Annotated in this window: 17 protein-coding genes; 14 read left to right on the top strand and 3 right to left on the bottom strand. The window is 68.4% G+C overall.

Annotated elements, in window-relative coordinates:
* Positions 1–83 precede the first annotated feature (83 nt).
* Positions 84–1,946 carry a DEAD/DEAH box helicase gene (locus MQH31_RS13600; protein ID WP_243012476.1) on the bottom strand — a complete coding sequence of 621 codons (1,863 nt, stop codon included), beginning with the start codon at positions 1,944–1,946 and terminating at the stop codon, positions 84–86.
* Positions 1,947–2,087: 141 nt separating this feature from the next.
* On the opposite strand from MQH31_RS13600, the gene MQH31_RS13595 reads away from it, so the two are divergent.
* From MQH31_RS13595 to MQH31_RS13565, 7 genes are all read left to right on the top strand, one after another.
* Entirely contained in the window at positions 2,088–2,432 is a 345-nt protein-coding gene (locus MQH31_RS13595; RefSeq protein WP_134536226.1) for a metal-sensitive transcriptional regulator, read from the top strand.
* Between the two features lie 49 nt (positions 2,433–2,481).
* A complete protein-coding gene (locus MQH31_RS13590; protein WP_134536228.1) occupies positions 2,482–2,727 on the top strand; it encodes a heavy-metal-associated domain-containing protein in 246 nt (81 codons plus the stop codon).
* Positions 2,724–5,027 carry a heavy metal translocating P-type ATPase gene (locus tag MQH31_RS13585; protein ID WP_243012475.1) on the top strand — a complete coding sequence of 768 codons (2,304 nt, stop codon included), beginning with the start codon at positions 2,724–2,726 and terminating at the stop codon, positions 5,025–5,027. The genes MQH31_RS13590 and MQH31_RS13585 overlap by 4 nt, the downstream gene beginning before the upstream one ends.
* A gap of 14 nt (positions 5,028–5,041) precedes the next feature.
* Entirely contained in the window at positions 5,042–5,311 is a 270-nt protein-coding gene (locus tag MQH31_RS13580; protein ID WP_243012474.1) for an SHOCT domain-containing protein, read from the top strand.
* Between the two features lie 190 nt (positions 5,312–5,501).
* Positions 5,502–6,311, top strand: a complete 810-nt coding sequence (locus MQH31_RS13575) for a DUF1206 domain-containing protein (RefSeq protein WP_243012473.1) — start codon at positions 5,502–5,504, stop codon at positions 6,309–6,311.
* Positions 6,312–6,445: 134 nt separating this feature from the next.
* On the top strand, positions 6,446–8,134 hold the full coding sequence (locus MQH31_RS13570; RefSeq protein WP_243012472.1) for a long-chain-fatty-acid--CoA ligase: 1,689 nt from the start codon (positions 6,446–6,448) through the stop codon (positions 8,132–8,134).
* A gap of 73 nt (positions 8,135–8,207) precedes the next feature.
* On the top strand, positions 8,208–8,810 hold the full coding sequence (locus tag MQH31_RS13565) for a sugar O-acetyltransferase (protein WP_241976412.1): 603 nt from the start codon (positions 8,208–8,210) through the stop codon (positions 8,808–8,810).
* A 71-nt stretch (positions 8,811–8,881) separates the two neighbouring features.
* Here the strand turns inward: MQH31_RS13565 and MQH31_RS13560 are convergent, their stop codons facing one another.
* Positions 8,882–9,526 carry a YitT family protein gene (locus MQH31_RS13560; RefSeq protein ID WP_243012471.1) on the bottom strand — a complete coding sequence of 215 codons (645 nt, stop codon included), beginning with the start codon at positions 9,524–9,526 and terminating at the stop codon, positions 8,882–8,884.
* Between the two features lie 60 nt (positions 9,527–9,586).
* Here MQH31_RS13560 and MQH31_RS13555 point away from each other — a divergent pair, with 60 nt between their 5' ends.
* The 7 genes from MQH31_RS13555 (at position 9,587) to MQH31_RS13525 (ending at position 18,514) form a co-directional block, all read left to right on the top strand.
* Complete coding sequence (locus MQH31_RS13555) at positions 9,587–10,585, top strand: LLM class flavin-dependent oxidoreductase (protein WP_243012470.1); 999 nt, start codon at positions 9,587–9,589, stop codon at positions 10,583–10,585.
* A 173-nt stretch (positions 10,586–10,758) separates the two neighbouring features.
* Positions 10,759–11,064: a hypothetical protein gene (locus MQH31_RS13550; RefSeq protein WP_134536236.1), complete on the top strand. Its 306-nt coding sequence runs from the start codon at positions 10,759–10,761 to the stop codon at positions 11,062–11,064.
* Positions 11,065–11,218: 154 nt separating this feature from the next.
* Positions 11,219–12,514, top strand: coding sequence for an MFS transporter (locus MQH31_RS13545; protein WP_372488160.1), 1,296 nt, complete (start codon positions 11,219–11,221; stop codon positions 12,512–12,514).
* 107 nt (positions 12,515–12,621) lie between these two features.
* Positions 12,622–14,124, top strand: a complete 1,503-nt coding sequence (locus MQH31_RS13540) for a DUF3375 domain-containing protein (RefSeq protein WP_243012469.1) — start codon at positions 12,622–12,624, stop codon at positions 14,122–14,124.
* Complete coding sequence (locus MQH31_RS13535; RefSeq protein ID WP_243012468.1) at positions 14,117–14,881, top strand: DUF4194 domain-containing protein; 765 nt, start codon at positions 14,117–14,119, stop codon at positions 14,879–14,881. The genes MQH31_RS13540 and MQH31_RS13535 overlap by 8 nt, the downstream gene beginning before the upstream one ends.
* Entirely contained in the window at positions 14,878–18,270 is a 3,393-nt protein-coding gene (locus MQH31_RS13530) for an ATP-binding protein (protein ID WP_243012467.1), read from the top strand. The genes MQH31_RS13535 and MQH31_RS13530 overlap by 4 nt, the downstream gene beginning before the upstream one ends.
* Positions 18,263–18,514: a hypothetical protein gene (locus MQH31_RS13525; protein ID WP_134536249.1), complete on the top strand. Its 252-nt coding sequence runs from the start codon at positions 18,263–18,265 to the stop codon at positions 18,512–18,514. The genes MQH31_RS13530 and MQH31_RS13525 overlap by 8 nt, the downstream gene beginning before the upstream one ends.
* A 51-nt stretch (positions 18,515–18,565) precedes the next feature.
* Here MQH31_RS13525 and MQH31_RS13520 read toward each other — a convergent pair whose 3' ends face one another.
* Positions 18,566–19,525 (bottom strand): 1-phosphofructokinase family hexose kinase, encoded by a 960-nt coding sequence (locus MQH31_RS13520; protein WP_243012466.1) that lies wholly within the window; start codon positions 19,523–19,525, stop codon positions 18,566–18,568.
* Between the last annotated feature and the right edge of the window lie 11 nt (positions 19,526–19,536).

The following is a 19,536-nucleotide window of genomic DNA, read 5'->3' as shown; positions in this document are numbered from 1 at the left end:
GTTCACACGTCGCCCACGAATCACTGGATAGAACACCGCTCGGGGCGTAGATGTTCCATCACCGTGCCACTTGTCTCCGGGAGCTAGTCGCGGCGGGGGTGGCGCGGGGCGCGGTCCTCGCGGCGAACGGGGCCGCTGTTGTCGGGCTGGATCTCGATGAGCTTGCCGCTGATCCGGGTGCCCACGAGCCGGTCGAGAATGTCCTGGGACAGGTTCTCCGGCAACTCGACGAGTGAGTAGTCCGGGTTGATCTGGATGTGCCCGAAGTCTTCACGGCTCAGGCCGCCCTCGTTCGCGATCGCGCCGACGATCTGGCGCGGCTCGACCTTCTGGCGCTTGCCGACCTCGATCCGGTACGAGACGAGCGGGATGGTGCTGTCGCGGGGACGCGGTTCGGGGCGCTCGCTCTTGCGGGGGCGGTCGTCGCGGTCCCAGCGGTCGTCGCGTCCGCCACGGTCGTCGCGTCCGCCGCGGCTGTCGCGGCTGTTGCGATCGTTGCGGGGCGCGTAGCTGCCCGAGTCACTGCGCTCGGAGCGTTCGCGTTCGTTGCGCTCGCGTTCGTCGCGACGCTGGTTGCGGGCATCCTGCTCGGAGAGGAGCAGCGGGGTCTCGCCCTGGGCGACGACCGCGAGGGCTGCGGCGACGTCGGCCTCCGGCACGTCGTACTGCTCGACGTAGTGCGCGATGATGTCGCGGAACCGGTCGACGCGGGCGGTCTGGCCCAACGCCTCGGTGATCGCGTCGTCGAAGCGCGCCAGGCGGGTGATGTTGACGTCCTCGACGCTCGGCAACTGCATCTGGGTGAGCGGCTGGCGGGTGGCCTTCTCGATGGCGTTGAGCAGGTGACGCTCGCGGGGAGTGACGAAGCTGATCGCCGCGCCGCTTCGCCCGGCTCGGCCGGTGCGGCCGATCCGGTGCACGTAGGACTCGGTGTCGATCGGGATGTCGTAGTTGATGACGTGGCTGATGCGCTCGACGTCGAGGCCGCGGGCGGCGACATCCGTTGCGACGAGGATGTCGAGCTTGCCGCTCTTGAGCTGTTCGACGGTGCGTTCACGCTGGGCCTGCACGACGTCGCCGTTGATCGCGGCGGCCGAGTAGCCGCGTGCACGCAGCTTCTCGGCGAGGGTCTCTGTCTCGTTCTTGGTGCGGGTGAAGACGATCATGCCCTCGAAGTTCTCGACTTCGAGGATGCGGGTGAGCGCGTCGACCTTCTGCGGGTACGAGACCATCAGGTAGCGCTGGGTGGTGTTCGCGGAAGTCGTGGTTTTGGTCTTGACCGTGATCTCTTCGGCATCGTGCAGGTACTTCTTGGCGATGCGCCGGATGGACGCGGGCATGGTCGCCGAGAACAGCGCGACCTGCTTGTCTTCCGGGGTGTCGGCGAGGATCGTCTCGACGTCTTCGGCGAAGCCCATCTTGAGCATCTCGTCGGCCTCGTCGAGCACGAGGTACTTGAGTTCGGACAGGTCGAGGGTGCCCTTGGCGAGGTGGTCCATGATGCGGCCGGGAGTACCGACGACCACGTGCACGCCGCGACGGAGCGCGGAGAGCTGGACGCCGTAGCCCTGTCCACCGTAGACGGGGAGGACGTGCACGCCGCGCATGTGCGAGGCGTAGCTTTCGAAGGCCTCACAGACCTGGAGCGCGAGCTCGCGGGTGGGGGAGAGGACGAGGGCCTGCGGGTTCTTCTGCGCCATGTCGAGGCGGGACAGGATCGGCAGCGCGAACGCGGCCGTCTTTCCGGTGCCGGTCTGGGCGAGGCCGACGACGTCGCGCCCGGCGAGGAGAGGAGGAATGGTGGCGGCCTGGATGGCCGAGGGAGTTTCGTACCCGACGTCCTTGAGGGCTTTGAGCACGGCATCGGTCAGGCCGAGTTCGGAGAAGGTCTTCGCGACGAGGGCAGTTGCTGCCTCGCTCGGCGCTGTTGTATCAGGAGGCGTCATGTTATCAAAGGTAGTCGGTCGAAGCTCACCCCCCTATTAGGGAGACCGGGCCATCGGGACCAATCGGGCCGAATATGTACCATAGGGGGGTATCGGGTGTACCATAGGGGGGTATCAAGGACCAACGAGGAGGACAGCGCGATGACGGATGTCAGTGCAACCGACGTCAGTTCGACCGAGGCGAGTGCAGACCCGCACAGCGGTCCGCACGGCTACATGTCCAACAAGGACGCCTACCTGAAACGACTGCGCCGGATCGAGGGCCAGGCCCGCGGGCTGCAGGGTATGGTCGCGGACGACAAGTACTGCATCGACATTCTCACCCAGGTCTCGGCGATGACGAGCGCCCTGCAAGCGGTCGCTCTCGGCCTGCTCAACGACCATCTCAGCCACTGCGTGGTCGAGGCCGCCGTCAAGGGCGGCGATGAGGCCGACGCCAAGGTCAAAGAGGCCTTCGACGCCATCGCGAGGCTCGTGCGGTCCTGAGCTTCGGCTCGCCCCATTCACCATCAGGAACCAGAAAGAAGTGCATTTCATGATCGGACAGACGGACAACGACCTCGGCCTCAGCGAATACCAGGTGACGGGGATGACCTGCGCGCACTGCGTCGCGGCCGTGACGAAGGAGGTCGGCAAGCTCGCCGGCCCGGAGAACGTCTCGATCGCCCTCGTCCCGGGCGGTACCTCCGTCCTGACGGTGACCGGTGCCCCGCTCGATCGCGCGGCCGTCGCGGCGGCCATCGACGAAGCGGGTTACGAACTGGTCGCTGAGTCACGATGACCACCGAACGCGTCGACCTTCTCGTGGGCGGGATGACGTGTGCCTCCTGCGCCACCCGGATCGAAAAGAAGCTCAACCGGATGCCCGGAGTCGAGGCATCCGTCAACTACGCCACGGAGAAGGCGAGCGTCTCCCTCCCCGAGGGCACCACCGTCGATCAGGCCATCGCCGTGATCGAGGACACCGGCTATACCGCCGAGAGGCCGAAGCCGCCGGAGCCGGCCGCGGGGGCCGCCGGGGGCGTCGCCGCTCCCACCGCACAGGAACTCGAAGTCGCGAGCCTGCGCCACCGCCTCCTCGTCTCGACGGCGCTCGCGATACCGGTCGCCGCCCTGTCGATGATTCCCGCCCTGCAGTTCACCAATTGGCAGTGGCTCGCCCTCACGCTGGCTGCGCCCGTCGCCGTCTGGGGCGCCTGGCCGTTCCACCGCGCCATGTGGACGAACCTCCGGCACGGCGCCACGACCATGGACACCCTGATCAGCATGGGCATCATCGCCTCGCTCGGCTGGTCGCTCTACGCACTCTTCTTCGGCACCGCCGGCATGCCGGGCATGCGGATGACCTTCAGTCTCACCGCCTCGGCCGGCGGGGGAGCGAACGAAATCTACCTCGAGGTCGCATCCGCGGTCACGGTCTTCCTCCTCGCCGGCCGGTACTTCGAGGCGCGAGCGAAGAAGCAGTCCGGGGCCGCCCTCACCGCCCTGCTCGAACTGGGCGCCAAGGAGACCGCCGTGCTCCGTGACGGCGTCGAGGTTATCGTGCCGACATCAGCCCTTGTCGTCGGCGACCTGTTCGTCGTGCGGCCCGGCGAGAAGATCTCCACGGATGGCGTCGTCGTCGAGGGCGTGTCCGCGATCGACGCGAGCATGCTCACCGGCGAAGCCGTGCCCGTCGAGGTCGGTCCCGGCGCGGTCGTCGTCGGGGCGACCCTCAACTCGGGCGGCCGGCTCGTGGTCAGGGCGACCCGGATCGGCGCCGACACCGAACTCGCCCAGCTCGGGCGCCTCGTCGAACAGGCCCAGACCGGCAAGGCCGAGGTGCAGCGCCTCGCCGACCGGGTCTCCGGGGTGTTCGTGCCGATCGTGCTCGGCCTGTCCCTCGCGACCCTCGTGGTCTGGCTCCTCGTCGGGGCAGCTCCCGTCGTCGCCTTCACCGCCGCCGTCGCGACCCTCATCATCGCCTGCCCGTGCGCGCTCGGCCTGGCCACCCCGACGGCACTGCTCGTCGGCACCGGCCGCGGCGCGCAGCTCGGCATTCTGATCAAGGGCCCGCAGGTGCTCGAATCGACCCGTCGCGTCGACACCATCGTGCTCGACAAGACCGGAACCGTGACCACCGGGCGGATGTCCCTGGTCCAGGCGGTCCCCGTCTCCGGGCTCGAGGCCGCCGAGTTGCTCCGGTTCGCCGGGGCCGCAGAGGCCGGCTCCGAACACCCGATCGCGAAGTCCATCGTGACCGGGGCCAGGGACCTCGTCGGCACCCTCCCGGCCGCCGAATCGTTCGCCTCCGCGGACGGCCTCGGCGTGCAGGCCGTCGTCGACTCTCGCCTCGTCGCCGTCGGTCGTCCGCGCTGGCTCACCGAGCAGTGGGGAATCGTCTTCCCGCCCGACCTCGCGGCTGCGCTCACCGCCGGCGAGGCCAGGGGCGAGACCCCGGTCGCCGTGGCCTGGGACGGACAGGCCCGCGGCATCCTCACGGTCGCCGACACCGTCAAGGACACGAGCGCCGCCGCGATCGCCGAATTCCGCCGCCTCGGCCTGACCCCGGTGCTCCTGACCGGAGACAACGAGACCGTCGCCCGCAACGTCGGAACCCTGGTCGGCATCGACGATGTGCGCGCCGGCGTGCTTCCGGCCGAGAAGGCCGAGGTCATCCGCGCGCTGCAGGCCGAGGGCAGGGTCGTGGCCATGGTCGGCGACGGCGTGAACGACGCCGTCGCGCTCGCCACCGCCGACCTCGGCATCGCGATGGGAACCGGCACCGACGTCGCGATCGAAGCGAGCGACCTCACCCTCATCCGCAGCGACCTCATCGCGGCAGCGGATGCGATCCGGCTGTCCCGTCGCACGCTCGGAACGATCAAGGCGAACCTGTTCTGGGCCTTCGCCTACAACGTGGCTGCGATTCCACTCGCCATGCTCGGGCTGCTCAATCCGCTGATCGCGGGAGCCGCGATGGCATTGTCCTCGGTCTTCGTGGTGAGTAACAGCCTCCGGCTCCGCGGTTTCCGCGGACTGACGCTACCGGCTGCCGCCCCTCGCACCCCCACGGGTGTGGCGAGTAGCGTGACGGCATAACGAAGGAGAACAGCATGATGTGGGGCAACGGGTACGGCATGCACTTCGTGTGGTGGATCTGGCCGGTCGGGCTCGTCCTGATCCTGGGTCTGGTCCTGCTGACCATCGTCACCATCCGGATCTTCAGCGGTGGGCCCGGCGTGAGTGGACCGCAGGCCGGCCCTCCTCCCGGGCCGGGCGCCACCGGACGCAGCGCGGCACGCCTCGTCCTGGACGAACGCTTCGCGCGGGGCGAGCTCGACGCCGAGGAATACCGGCACCGGGTTCAGGTCCTCGGCGAGTAGCCGATTCCGACTTTCGGCTCGGCTTCCGACTTCGACTCCGTCGTCGTTGTCGTAGTCGTCGCCTCCGCCGCGCCGGTTTCGGCAGGCCGCCACCGCCGTTTCGGGCGCGGGCTGCGGAAACGGGCGCGGCACTGTCCCAGCGGATGGATCTGCTCCCGTTCCGGGTCGGCCGGGCGTCTAGGCTGGTGCCGTGGACAGTGACTCGGCTTCTGACGCCGCCCAGGCAGCGCAGCACAGCGGCCCGCTGCGGGTGCTGGCGCGGCTGGGCTTTGCCGCCAACGGGCTGTTGCATCTTCTGATCGCGGGCATCGCCATTGCGATCGCGCTGGGGGCCGGTCGCGACAGCGCGGACCAGTCCGGCGCCCTCGGCCAGATCGCAGCGAGTCCTGGGGGTCTGTTCGTGCTCTGGGTCATCGTCGTCGGAATGTCGGCCCTCGGGCTTTGGCTGCTCCTCGGCGCGTTCCTGTTGAAGGGCTCTGACCCCAAGCGCGTGTGGACGCATCGGCTGGTCGAGATCAGCAAGGCCGTCGTCTACCTTGCGCTCGCCGGTACAGCCGCCGTCTTCGCTGCCGGCGGCAGCACGAGTTCCTCTGGAAGCGCGCAGGACGCGAGTGCGACTCTGCTCGCGACGCCCGGCGGGGTGGTGCTGCTCCTGGCGGGAGGCCTGGCCCTGCTCGGCATCGGCGTGTACTTCGTGCAGAAGGGCGCCCGCAAGAAGTTCACCGAGGACCTCTCGGTGCCCGGTGGATCGGCCGGGACCGTCGTCGTGGCCCTCGGCGTGGTGGGGTACATCGCCAAGGGCATCGTGCTCGGCGTCGTGGCGATTCTGATCGTGGTGGCGGCCCTGACCGCAGATCCGAGCAAATCGACGGGGCTCGACGGTGCGCTCAAGGCCCTCGCGGCGTTCCCGTCCGGCGGGCTCATCCTGGGCGGAATCGGCGTCGGCCTGGTCATGTACGGCGTGTACTGCTTCGCGCGGGCCTGGCGCGCCCGCTTTTAGCCGTCGCCGCGCCCGTTTCGGCAGGCGGCCACCGCCGTTTCGGGTGCCGGCTGCCGATTCGGTAGCGGCGGCGATCCCGAGCCCGAGCCTCGTGTCGCGCGGCGTAGGCGAGCGCTTCGCGGGATGATGTCCCCATGCCGAACACGGAAAACGCGCCCTGGGTAAAGAACTACCAACCGGGGGTTCCTGCCGAAATCGACCTTCCGACGGAGTCGCTCGTCGCGATGCTCGAACACTCCGTCGCCGAGGCGGGCGACCACCCCGCCCTCGAGTTCTTCGGGCGGAGGACGACGTACGCCGAACTCGGCGAACAGGTCGACCGTGCCGCAGAAGGACTCCGCCACCTCGGCGTCCGGGCCGGCGACCGGGTCGCGCTCCTGCTCCCGAACTGCCCGCAGCACGTCGTCGCGTTCTACGCGGTGCTGCGCCTCGGTGCGGTCGTGGTCGAGCACAACCCGCTCTACACCTCGCGGGAACTCCGCCACCAGTTCGAAGACCACCAGGCCCGCATCGTGATCGCGTGGGACAAGACGGTTGCGGCCATCCGTGCCTTCCCGGCCGACATCGAGATCGATCACATCGTCTCGGTCAACCTGCTGATGGCGTTCCCGACGATCAAGCGCCTCGCCCTGTACCTGCCGGTCAAGAGCCTGCGTGAGTCCCGCGAGGCGCTCACCGGTTCCGCGCCGGGCACGATCGCCTGGAAGGACCTGCTCACGCACGGTCGCATCGATCCCGAGCACCCGCATCCGTCGGTCGACGACCTCGCCGCCATCCAGTACACGTCAGGGACCACCGGACGCCCCAAGGGTGCGATGCTCACCCACTTCAACCTCTATTCGAACGCGCTCCAGGGCGAGGCGTGGATGCACGGCGCCGAGTACCGCAAGGAGATCTTCTACGCGATCCTGCCGATGTTCCACGCCTTCGGCATGACGCTCTACCTGACCTACGGCATCCGCAAGCAGGCCCTGCTCGTGCTGTTCCCCAAGTTCGAGCCCGGCCTGATCCTCGCCGCGATGAAGAAGTCACCCGCCACCGTCTACTGCGCCGTTCCGCCGATCTACGAGCGCACCGCCCGGGCAGCGCAGGAGCAGGGCGTCTCGCTGCGTTCCTGCAGGTACTGCATCTCCGGGGCGATGAACCTGCCCGCGCACGTCGTCGAACTCTGGGAATCGGTCTCCGGCGGGCTCCTCGTCGAGGGCTACGGAATGACCGAATCCTCCCCGGTCGCGCTCGGCAATCCGTTCTACTCGACCCGCCGTCCCGGCACGATCGGGGTGCCGTTCCCCTCGACCCTGATGAAGGTCGTCGACCTCGACGACCCGAGCATCGAAGTGGCACAGGGAGAGCCGGGGGAGCTGCTGCTCAAGGGCCCGCAGGTCTTCCAGGGTTACTGGAACAATCCCGAGGAAACCAGGAAGGCGCTCCTGCCGGGAGGCTGGCTCCGCACCGGCGACATCGTCACCGTCGACGCGGACGGCTTCACGACCATCGTCGACCGGGCCAAGGAGCTCGTCATCACCGGAGGGTTCAACGTCTCACCCACCGAGGTGGAGACGGCGCTGCGCCTGCACGCCTCCGTCAAGGACGCCGCGGTCTTCGGCAAGCCGCTCGAGCGCGGCGGGGAGATGGTCGTCGCGGCCGTGGAGCTCGAGCCCGGCGCGACGCTCGACCAGGAGGCCCTGCGCGCACACTGCCGCGAGCTGCTCGCCGCATACAAGATCCCGCGCCGCATCGTGCAGATCGACGACATGCCCCGGTCGATGCTCGGCAAGATCCTGCGCAGGCAGGTGCGCGAGCAGGTGCTGCCGCTGCTCTGAGGGGGACCGTGCTCGCCGCTGACTTTGTTGTTTTCGAGAACAAAAGCGGACCGCGCGGTTTAGGATTGATCGCGTGGACCTCACCGAACGACCGACCCCCGATCCCGACCGCTCCGAATTCGACAAGATGGTCGCGGGGGACTGGTATCGCTACCGGTCCGGCCCCGAGCTCGCCGAAATGACGAACAGCACCCAGCGCACCTGCCGGCGCATCACGGCCCTCTACGACGAGGACAGGGACGCCGCATACGCCTTACTGACGGGCATGCTCGGTACGGCGGGGGAGAACCTCGACTTCCGGCCGCCGATGTACCTCGACTACGGCTCCCGCCTGCACATCGGCAGGGATACCTTCATCAACGGTGACTTCCTCACCCTGGGCGGCGGTGAGATCACGATCGGGAACAACGTGCTGATCGGGCCGAGCGCCCGGCTCTACACGCCGATCCACGCGCTCGACGTCGACGAGCGACGCGCGGGCTACGAGCGCGTGCTGCCGATCCACATCGGCAACGATGTCTGGCTCGGCGGCAACGTCGTCGTGTGCCCCGGGGTCACGATCGGTGACGGCAGCGTGATCGGGGCCGGGTCCGTCGTCACCAAAGACGTGCCGGCCGGGGTCATCGCCGTCGGCAACCCGGCCAGGGTCGTACGCACGATCGGCGAGCCGGAGTAGGACGCGAGCGAAGCCGGGTAGAGCGGCACTCTGCCGAGCGGAGCCCGGCCGCGTGCAGCGGATGCCGCGGCTCAGGTGCCGAGGTACCGTCCGGGCCGGTGGTTGAGGGCGAGCACGAGGTTGAGCACGATCGCGCCCGCGGCCGAGAGGGCGACGTTCACGGGGGAGACGACCGTGATCGCAGCGACGACGACGGTCACGTCGAACACCATCTGCACGTACCCGGCACGCCAGCCGAGGCGCTCCTGCAGTAGCAGGGCGAGGATGTTGAACCCGCCCAGGCTGGCCTTGTGGCGGAACAAGACGATGAGTCCGACCCCGATCACGAGGTTGCCGAACAGCACGCCGTAGATCGGATTGAGGTGCTCGATCCCGAGGGCATACGGGTGCAGGGACGAGAACGCGGAGACGAGCGCGACCGCGACGACGGTGCGCAGCGTGAAGTTCCAGCCCTTCTTCCACAGGGCGAGGGCGAAGAACGGCACGTTGATCGCGAAGAAGAACACCCCGAAGGGAACGGGAACGGCGTAACTCAGCAGGAGCGCGAGTCCCGCCGTACCGCCGGTCACCGCCGCGCTCGCCTTGAGCAGGAACAGCCCGAACGAGGCGAGGAGGGTGCCGGTGAGGATTCCGAGAACGTCCTCCACGGCCGAATGGCGCGGGGCGACATCCGTGTTGAGTGTTCTGGGCTCGGCGGCCACGGGAGTTTTCGGCATTCTGCAAGTCTGCACGATGGTGCGGGTATCGTTTCGCACCCCCGCGTGGTTGCCCACAGTATGACTGTTTCGCTGTCCATTCTTGACCTCGCCCCGATCGCACCCGGGCAGACCGCTCGGGAGAGCTTCGCGGGAAGCGTGCGACTCGCGCAGACCGCCGAGAAGCATGGCTACACCCGCGTCTGGTACGCCGAACACCACAACATGCCGACGATCGCGTCCTCGGCCACGAGCGTCCTCATCGGCCACGTCGCGGGCCAGACCTCGACCATCCGGCTCGGCGCGGGCGGCGTGATGCTGCCCAACCACTCTCCGCTCACCATCGCCGAACAGTTCGGCACCCTTGCCGAGCTCTACCCCGGGCGGATCGACCTGGGCCTCGGCCGCGCCCCCGGCAGCGACCAGACCACCGCACGGGCGATGCGCCGCGACCCCCGCGCCTCCGACCAGTTCCCCGAAGACGTGATGGAGTTGCAGGCCTACCTCCGCGGCGAGTCGATCGTGCCCGGGGTGCAGGCCATTCCCGGCGCAGGCACGAACGTCCCGCTCTACATCCTCGGCTCCTCGCTGTTCGGGGCAGGCCTCGCCGCCGCGCTCGGCCTGCCGTACGCCTTCGCCTCCCACTTCGCGCCGGACGCCCTGCATGAGGCCATCGCGCTGTACCGTCGCGACTTCACGCCTTCGGAGCAGCTGGCGGCGCCGCACGTGATCGTCGGGGTGAACGTGATCGCCGCAGACGACCGGGCGGATGCCATCCGGCAGTTCGAGGAGACCCGCCGCAACCGGGTGCGCGGCATGCTCACCCGCGGTCCGGCGTCGCCGGAGTACACCGACCAGCAGGTCGACGCCTTCCTGACTACGGCGGAAGGGCAGCGGATCGCGAACATGATGCGCTACTCCGCCGTCGGCGATCCCACCGACGTGCGGGTCTTCCTCGACGATTTCGTCGCCTCGACCCAGGCCGACGAACTGATCATCGCCCATGCCTCGCGGGACATCGAGGCGCGCCTGCACTCGGTCGAGCTGACCGCCGGAGCAATGAACGGCGCGACCGTCTGACGATCCCGGCGCCGTCGGTTCTCCGTAGGCGACGGCCCGGAAGGTCCTCCTAAGAGGGGACTATCCGATTCCGGCAGGCGGTGGAGTTAATGTCGGCCACGAGTCAGAAGGTTCCACGAGCTGCCCGGGGTCACCGGCAGCCCCGGCCGACTGTCGTGAGAGCCGGAGATCTGATGTCGCACCACGCAGTAGAAACCACCCGCCGCCGCACTCCCGCTGTCGCGTCCCTGTCCCTTCGCCTGATTTCCCGGGACGACGCGATCAGGACGATCCCCCTCATCGTCGTACGGTGTGAGGATGACAGCCTGCAGGAGATCCGGTTCCGCGACCAGGTGATCGGTTTCATCCGCCGGGACGAGCCGTTGTTCCGCGCGCTCAGCGGCACTCAGCTCGACGGCGCGTGTGAACGCGGACACTCCCTGCTCTGGGACAAGGCGGCGGCCCTCCTCGTCGACGCGAGCGGCCTGCTCCCGGCCTGATCCCACCGCCTGTCGGTGGGGCTCGACCTTTCGTGGTGCGCCACGCGCCGCAAGGGAGCGTACCGTGGGGAGAGACCCGATCGATTTTCGATCGTGGGTAGACGCAGGGCATTACTTGACTTCACCAGCGGATCTTTTCCCGCCGACCACCCCGATTCCGGTGAACGAAGGCCCCCGCCCGTGGCGCCAGACCCTCGATTCCCTGAGCGTCCCGAACTTCCGCCTGTTCACCGCGTCCAACGCGGTGGCCATGACCGGCACTTGGATGCAGCGCATCGCCCAGGACTGGCTCGTGCTGCAACTGACCGGCAGCGTCGCAGCCGTCGGGGTGACCGTCACGATGCAGTTCGCGCCGATGCTCGCCTTCGGCCTCTTCGGAGGCGTGATCGTCGACCGCTATTCGAAGCGGATGCTGCTCATGCTCACCCAGTCGGCTGCCGCCCTGCTCAGCGCGGTCCTCGCGGTGCTCACCCTCACCAACACCGTGCAGGTGTGGCAGGTCTGGGCGATCGCCTTCCTGGTCGGACTCGTCACCGTGATCGACAACCCCACCCGCCAGGTCTTCGTGAACGAGATCGTCGGTCCGCGCTACCTCCGTAACGCGATCACCGTGAACTCGACGGTCTTCCAGCTGGGCGCGCTGATCGGGCCGGCCATCAGCGGAGTCCTGATCGTCGCGGTCGGGTCCGGCTGGTCATTCGGTATCAACGCCGCAGCATGCCTGCTGACCGTCCTCGCCCTGACCCGGCTCGACGCCTCGGCGCTCTACCGCACGCCGACGGCGCCGCGGCAGAAGGGGCAGCTCGTCGAGGGCCTCCGCTACGTGGTCTCGAAGCCGACCATCCTCTGGCCGATCGTGATGCTCGCGTTCCTCTCCGTCTTCTCCCTCAACATGCCGGTGCTCCTCGCCGCATACGCCGACCACGTCTACAAGGTAGGTGCAGGCGGCTACGGCCTGTTCAACACCCTGATCGCCGTCGGCGCGGTCGCGGGCGCGCTCGCCTCGACCCGTCGGGCCAACATCCGCTTGCGCACGGTCATCGTCAGCGGCGGAGTCTGGGCACTGATCCAGGCGAGTTCCGGCCTGATGCCCACGGAGATCACCTTCGGGGCCGCTCTCATCGTCACGGGCGTCGCCAACCAGTTCTTCTTCACGGCGGGCAACCCCCTCGTGCAGATGTCGTCGAACGTGCGGGTGCGCGGGCGCGTCATGTCGGTCTGGGTGCTCGTGCTGCTCGGCGGCCAGGCGATCGGAGGACCCCTGATGGGCTGGATCGTCGAGTCATTCGGCCCGGACACCGGGATGCTCGTATCCGGCCTCGTTCCCGCGCTCGCCGCGGTGGTCATCGCCCTGATCCTCGCGCACCGCAATGAGCTGCACCTGACCGTGCGCCTCCGCAGGCGCGGACGGCCGGGGGAGCACTGGGGCGGCTCCACCCTCAGTCCCTGACCGGGCCCCGGGATCGGCCCTACGCCGGCCCGGACGACCGGCCCACTGCACAGAACCGATCCTCCCGCCCGTTACGGTTGAAGGGGTCCGGGAAGGGAACTGCCACTGTGAGCGAAATTGCGGGTGAACTGGCGCGCGTGCGCGAGGCCTTCGACAAACCCACGCTGCGCTTGCTCGATCGCAAGTGGGCGCCGTTTGTCCTCGCCGTCTTCAAATCGGCGTTCAGCCGCGACCGGCGGAGCGTGCAGGCCGACCGCCTGCACTCGCAGGTCGACGCCTACCTCGCCGACCTCCGGTCCGTCGGGAGCGAGGTGCCCGGCAAGAACGGCCGCGCCCTCTGCGTGCAATGGATGAACGACCTGTGGCTCTACCGCGAGACCGGGGAGAACGGTGAGGAGCAGTACTCGCTCACTTCGCACGCCCTCGAAGCGCTCCTCCTCGTCGACAGCCTCTCCCGGGACCGCGCCCTGATCAGCGAGTCCCGCCTCACCACCATCGTCGACAGCGTCCGCCACCGCGCGACCCAGGCCAACCCGGACCGGGACGAGCGGATCCGCAGGCTCGACCAGCAGATTGCGGAGAACACCGCCGAACGCGACCGCCTGCAGGGCGGCGGCGAGATCGCCACCGCCTCCGACGAGCAGATGCACGAGGGATACGCGAACCTCGTCGACCTGATCATGCAACTCCCGAGCGACTTCAAACGCGTCGAGGAATCGGTCGCGGCCATGCACCGCCAGATCGTGAGCGACTTCCGCGGTGAGGAGCGCCCCATCGGCGAGGTCCTCGACGAATACCTCGCCAAGACGGATGCCCTGATGTCGGCGACCGCGGAAGGCCGCGCCTTCGAGGGCGCCTTCACACTGCTGCGCAATGACGCGCTGCTCTCCGATGTCAAGAACGACCTCGAGGCGATCCTCGACCACCCCTTCGCCGCCAAGCTGACCACCGCGGAGCGACGCACCTTCCTCGGCACCGTCGGATTGATCCGCAAGGGCATCGACGACGTGCTGACCCAGCGGAACGGCCTCACGACCACCCTCCGCGAGCACATCGTCAACCACGACGTGGTCAAGGACCGCGAACTCGAACGGCTGCTTCGGGAAATCAACAAGGAACTCGCGATCTGGATGGAGACCGCGGGACCCCGGTCGACGGTGACCGCGGAACTCATGCCCGGCATCCTCGACGTGGAACACCTCCGCGAACGGTTCTACGATCCGCTGGGTCACCGGCCGCCGCCGGACCTCGAGGACGTGTCGGAGTACGCCCCCGAGCCGCCGAGCCTCGACGAGATGCGCCGACAGGGCGGACCGATGCTCGAACGGATGCGGGACGCCCTCGTGACGTTCCGCGGGACAGACGGCGAGTCATCCGTCGGAGCGGCCTTCAACGGCCTCGAACCCGCCCTGCGGCGCCCGGTCGAGATCCTCGGCATGCTGCAGATCGCGACCCAGGTCGATGCGCTCAGCCGCGCGCAGCAGGTGGAGAGCTTCGAGACCGTGCGGCCCGACGGCAGCCGGCGCACCTTCACGGTTCCCCGGATCATCCTGAACGACGACGAAACCGCGGCCCTGGCCGCCCTGAACTATGGAACTGATCATGACTGACGAGTGGACAGACGACCTCGACCGCGATGACCTCGACCGCGACGACGACGGCGTGGACGGTGACTCCGGCGCCGGGATCGACGCCGCCATCGACGATGAGCCCGCAAGTTTCTCCCTCTTCGAAGGCGACGAGGGCGGCCTCACCGTGGAACAGCGCCGCACCCTCGTGCTCCTGATGAAGCACCGTTACATCTCCGCCGCGCTGCAGCCCGCGGAATGGCGCACCCTGCTCGACTCGCAGCGGCTGCTCAAATCACGCCTCAACGACATGTTCCTCGACCTGCACATCGACCTGCACTATCAGGTCGCGTTCAAACGGCAGGCCGTCTCCGAGGCGGGCGAGCGCTTCCCGACCCTCCTGCACGACGTCGCGTACACGCGCGAGGAGACGATCCTGCTCGTGCTGCTGCGCCAGCGGTTCCGCAGCGAGCGTGCCAACGGCCAGGACATCGTCCTCGTCGATCGCGACAACCTCGTGGAGAACGTCGCGCACTTCCGCCCCGAGTTCTCGATGGACCGGTACGGCGATGCCCGCAAGGCGAGCGCCGCCGTCGACAGCCTCGCCAAGGCGCGGGTGCTGCTCAAGACGAGCGATCCGGACCGTTTCCGCATCTCCGCCGTGATCGAGGTGCTGCTTCCACTCGAACGGCTCGCCGAACTGCACGAATGGCTCGTCGAGCAGAACGCAGCGGATGCCCCCGCCGAGGTCGCGCCTGCGCCCGATGAGCTGGACCCCGAACTGGAGGCGATCTCATGAGCGATTCCCCGCTCTTCTACATCGACGGATCCACGGAGGGCACGACGCAGTGGCGCGCCGAACTGTTCCAGATGGTCAACTGGGGAGGCTTCCAGGGCCACCACGAGATCACCTTCGCCCCCTCGGCGACCCTGCTCTCCGGGGCGTCCGGGACCGGTAAGAGCAGCCTGCTCGACGCCTACCTCGCCCTGATGATGCCGTCGGACACCCCGTTCAACGGCGCCTCCAACGACGCGGGGTCCGGCAGGGCCCGGAGCCTCGACCAGCGCAACCTGATGACCTACCTCAGGGGCAAGACCGACTCCAACCGTGAGGCCGGTACCGGGGAGATGCAGGACCAGGTCCTCCGCGGCGCGCACGACGCGACCTGGGGCGCGGTCGCCATGACCTTCGTCGACGACAACGGCCGCCGGTTCACCGTGCTGCGCGCCTATTTCGTGCCGCGGGGCGCGACCCGGTTCGCGGACATCACGATGAAGATGGCCACCCAGGACGGGCGCCTGGACCTGCGCGACCTCGCCGACGTCACCGAGGCGCGCTTCGACAAGCGAGCGCTCCGGACCCGGTTCCCCGACCTGGATGTCTTCGACACCTACGCGGCGTTCGCCCAGACCCTCTACACCCGGCTCGGAATCGGCGCCAACGGCGAGGGCGGCAAGGCGCTGCGGCTCCTCGCGCGGATCCAGGCCGGACAGCAGGTCAAGACGGTCGACGGGCTCTACAAGTCGATGGTCCTCGAAGAGCCGGCCACCTACGCGGCGGCCGACAAGGCCGTCGATCACTTCGAGGACCTCGAAAGGTCCTATGGGGCCATGCTGACCGAGGCCCAGAAAGCAAAGGTCCTCGAACGGATCCCCGACCTGCACCGGGAGTACGAGACCGCGGCGGAGAAGGCCGACCTGATCGACACCTTCGGGGTCCATCGCACCGGTGACACCCCGTTCGTGCTCTGGCAGCTCCTCACCGAGCAGGGACTGCTCGAGGGCGCCGCCGACACGAATCGCATCCGTCGCCGTGACAACCAGGTCGAGCTCACCCGTGCCAGGAACGCCGAGACCGAGCTCAAGTCCCGCGTCGCCGAGGTCCAGCACCAGCAGCGCGACAACGGCGGTGACGTGCTCGTCAGCCTGCAGAACGAGATCGGCCTGCTGCGAGACCAGCGCGACGACGTTGCCGCCGAGCGCGCGAAGTTCGACGACCGCACCAAGACCCTCGACCCGTTCACCGGTTCCGCCGCCGAATTCACCCTCGTGCAGAACGACGCGGAACGCTTCCTCACCGGGTTCTCCGGGGCGGAGCGTGACCTCGAGGCCGAGCGCACGACCCTGCAGCGGAACGCCTTCCCCGTCGAGGAACAGCTCAGGACCCTGGGTCAGGAGCACGACTTCCTCGCGGGACGCGAGAACCTGGTTCCCCAGCACCTGCACAATGCCCGGCTGATGATCGCGGAAGCCTCGGGGATTCCCGCGGAGGAGCTGCCCTTCGTCGCCGAACTCGTCGACCTCGCCTCCGGCGAGGAGGCCTGGCGCCAGGCCGCCGAGGTCACCCTGTCGTCCGTGGTGCGCGTCATGCTCGTCGACGAGACGCGGTTGCGCGCGCTCAGCGCCGCGATCGATCCGTTGCAGATTCCCGTGCGCATCCACTTCGAAGGCGTCGCACTCCGGGCGCACCGGCCCCGCACCGGCGACTCCCGCTTCGTGTCCGGCAAGCTCGTCTACCAGGATTCGCCCTTCAGCGGCTGGGTCCAGGACCGGGTCAGCGCGCCGAGCCTCGACGCGCTCTGCGTCGCGGACCCCACCGACCTGGCCGGAGACGGCCCGCGGGTCACCCCGACCGGGCAGACCCGCAATGGCAAGCGCGGGGCACACGGCTGGAACAAGGGCCAGGCGCCGATCATCGGCTTCTCGAACACCGGTCGCCTCGCCGAGATCGTGGCAGAACGCGCCCAGCTGACCGGCGCGGCCGAGGCATTCGCCCGGGATGCCGCCGAAGTGGGAAACCGCATCGCCGACCTCCGCCGCAGGCGAGGCGCCCACCAGTACGTCGTCGACACCACCTGGCTATCGATCGATGTGGCCGGCGCCGAGGCCAGGATCGCGGAGAAGGAAGCCGAATCGGATCGTGTCCTCGCGGGCAGCGACATCCTTCGTGCCCTCAAAGCCGAGGAGGAACGCTTCTCCTCCGAGCTCGAGACCGCCCAGAAGCTCAAGCACTCGGCCGACGGGACGGCCGAGCGTCTTGCCGCGGAGCAGGCGCGGATCGTCGACCGTCAGGACGCCGTCTCCGGCATGCTCGACCGGATCGAACGTGACCGGACGGCCACCCTCTCCGAGGAGCACTCCGCGCACCTCACCGAACAATTCGCCCTCGTCGGAGACCAGGGCGATCTGGCGGCGCTCGAGGGCGGCGTGCGACGGCTGCGCGAGCGCCTCACCGAGCAGTCCGCGCACGACAGGGAGAGCGCCGCGAGTGCCCGGGACTCGCTGGTGCGCATCTTCGAGACGTTCCAGGGCCGGTGGCCCGACCCGAACATCGGCACCTCGCTCGAGTCGTACACGAGCTATCGTGACATCCTCGACGCCGTGTACACGCTCGGCCTGCACGAGCGGCGCCAGGAATGGAAGCGTCGGCTGTCTGCGTGGAGCGGGCAGGACCTCGTGCCGCTCACGGCGGCGTTCAACACCGCCATCGAGGAGATCGAGGACCGGCTCCGTCCGATCAACGAGATCCTCGCGACCCTGCCGTTCGGGGCCGGTCGAGACCGCCTGAAGATCGCACTGCGCCGCCTGCACCGCGACGACGCCACTGCGTTCCGCAAGGAGCTCAAGGTTCTCGCCTCCGGGTCGACGGAGGACTTCACCGACGAGGAAACCGAGGCCCGGTTCACCCGGCTGCACAACTTCATGGCCCAGATTCGCCGACCGGAGCCGGGGACGCGCACGGAGTCGCAGCGGGACCTCCTGCTCGACGTGCGGAAGCACGTGGAGATCACCGCGGTCCGTTCCACGCCCGACGGCGTCGAAGTGAGCACCTATTCCTCGCTCGGCGGCAAGAGCGGTGGAGAATCCCAGGAGCTCGTCGCGTTCGTCGTCGGCGCGGCCCTGCGTTTCCAGCTCGGCGACGAGAGCCGCACCCGCCCGCGGTTCGCGCCGGTCTTCCTCGACGAGGGCTTCGTGAAGTCGGACTCCGAGTTCGCCGGCCGTGCCGTGGCCGCCTGGAAGGGACTCGGCTTCCAGCTCATCGTCGGCTCGCCGCTCGACAAGGTCACCGCCCTCGAACCGCACATGGAGCTCGTGCTGTCGATGACCAAGAACACCAGCACCGGCTACTCGTACATCACCCCGCTGTCGTCCCCAAATCCAGTCCCGGTAAGCTCGAACCATGGATGAAGAACAGACCGTACCGACCACTTATGTCTTGCCGAACAAGGAATTCCTCGAGATCGCCGACGGCGACACGCTTCCCGAAATCGGGGACGGAATCTACACCGGCGGCGTGGCCTACCGCGTCACCGACCTCTGGTTCATCGACGACGACGACGCGCCCCTGCCCTACGGCTTCAACGTGTTCCTGACCGAGGCACCCAAGGCCGGCAACACCCTCCGCGAGTTCGACCCGATCTTCTTCGCGTAGGTCTTCTTCGCGAAGGTCTGCTTCGCGCAGGCCATCCGCCGCCCGGCCCGCTCAGGCCCGGGCGGCGAGCTCGGCCTCGAGGCGTTCGACGTCCTCCCGGTGGCACAGTTCGGTTGCGGGGGTCGAAGCCGTTGCACTCCCGGCCGCGACGCCGGCACGGAAGGCCTCTGCTGGCGTTCGGCCCTGGGCGAGTCGCAGCACGAAGGCGGCGACAAAACTGTCCCCGGCACCGACGGTGCTGATCACCGTCACCTTCGGAACGTCAGACCGGATGACTCCGCTCGCGGAGGCGAGGACGGCTCCGGCCCCACCGAGGGTCAGGGCCACGTGCTCGGCCGCACCGGAGGCGACGAGCCGCGCCGCGGCATCCGCCTGGCTCTCCGGCGTATCGAGCGTCACGCCGGCGTATGTCTCGAGCTCGCGCAGGCTCGGCTTGACCAGGAAGACGCCTTCGGCGAGTGCTGCGGTCAGGGCCGCTCCGGAGGCATCCACGATGCACCGTGCCCCGCTGGAGCGGGCGAGGCGGGCGACGCGCGCATAGAAGTCGTCGGGGACACCCGGCGGCAGGCTCCCGCTCGCGACGATATAGCCGCCGACCGGCATCGTGGCGGCGAGCGTGTCGAGGCACGCCGTCCACTCCGTTTCGGTGAATTCGGGCCCCTGCAGGACAAACCGGAACTGCTTGCCGGTGGCCGTTTCGTCGACGGTGAAACTCTGGCGGGTGCTCTCGTGGATGGGAACCATGACGGTTGGAAGCCCCTCGGCGGCGATCAGCTGGCGGTACGCCTCACCGGTGGGACCTCCCGCAGCGTAGAGCGAGAGGGCGGTTCCACCGAGTCGACGGATGACCCTGGCCACGTTGATGCCGCCGCCGCCCGGATCGATGCGCGTCGCGCTGCACCGCAGCTTGTGCTCACTGGTCACCTGGGCCGTCGAGGTGCTCACATCGAGGGCCGGATTGACGGTCAGGGTCAGAATCGGCGGTGTCTTCACAGTGCTCGAGGCGTCCATCTTCCCAGTCT

This window comes from Cryobacterium zhongshanensis, assembly GCF_022760445.1.
GTDB classification, from domain to species: domain Bacteria; phylum Actinomycetota; class Actinomycetes; order Actinomycetales; family Microbacteriaceae; genus Cryobacterium; species Cryobacterium algoricola.
This window is presented reverse-complemented; position numbering and strand designations above follow the sequence as displayed.

Coding starts and splice junctions, on each gene's coding strand:
- MQH31_RS13530 (WP_243012467.1), top strand. CDS start 14,878: ATGAGCGATTCCCCGCTCTTCTACATCGACGGATCCACGGAGGGCACG.
- MQH31_RS13525 (WP_134536249.1), top strand. CDS start 18,263: ATGGATGAAGAACAGACCGTACCGACCACTTATGTCTTGCCGAACAAG.
- MQH31_RS13555 (WP_243012470.1), top strand. CDS start 9,587: ATGACTGTTTCGCTGTCCATTCTTGACCTCGCCCCGATCGCACCCGGG.
- MQH31_RS13570 (WP_243012472.1), top strand. CDS start 6,446: ATGCCGAACACGGAAAACGCGCCCTGGGTAAAGAACTACCAACCGGGG.
- MQH31_RS13550 (WP_134536236.1), top strand. CDS start 10,759: ATGTCGCACCACGCAGTAGAAACCACCCGCCGCCGCACTCCCGCTGTC.
- MQH31_RS13535 (WP_243012468.1), top strand. CDS start 14,117: ATGACTGACGAGTGGACAGACGACCTCGACCGCGATGACCTCGACCGC.
- MQH31_RS13600 (WP_243012476.1), bottom strand. CDS start 1,946: ATGACGCCTCCTGATACAACAGCGCCGAGCGAGGCAGCAACTGCCCTC.
- MQH31_RS13560 (WP_243012471.1), bottom strand. CDS start 9,526: ATGCCGAAAACTCCCGTGGCCGCCGAGCCCAGAACACTCAACACGGAT.
- MQH31_RS13580 (WP_243012474.1), top strand. CDS start 5,042: ATGATGTGGGGCAACGGGTACGGCATGCACTTCGTGTGGTGGATCTGG.
- MQH31_RS13595 (WP_134536226.1), top strand. CDS start 2,088: ATGACGGATGTCAGTGCAACCGACGTCAGTTCGACCGAGGCGAGTGCA.
- MQH31_RS13590 (WP_134536228.1), top strand. CDS start 2,482: ATGATCGGACAGACGGACAACGACCTCGGCCTCAGCGAATACCAGGTG.
- MQH31_RS13585 (WP_243012475.1), top strand. CDS start 2,724: ATGACCACCGAACGCGTCGACCTTCTCGTGGGCGGGATGACGTGTGCC.
- MQH31_RS13520 (WP_243012466.1), bottom strand. CDS start 19,525: ATGGACGCCTCGAGCACTGTGAAGACACCGCCGATTCTGACCCTGACC.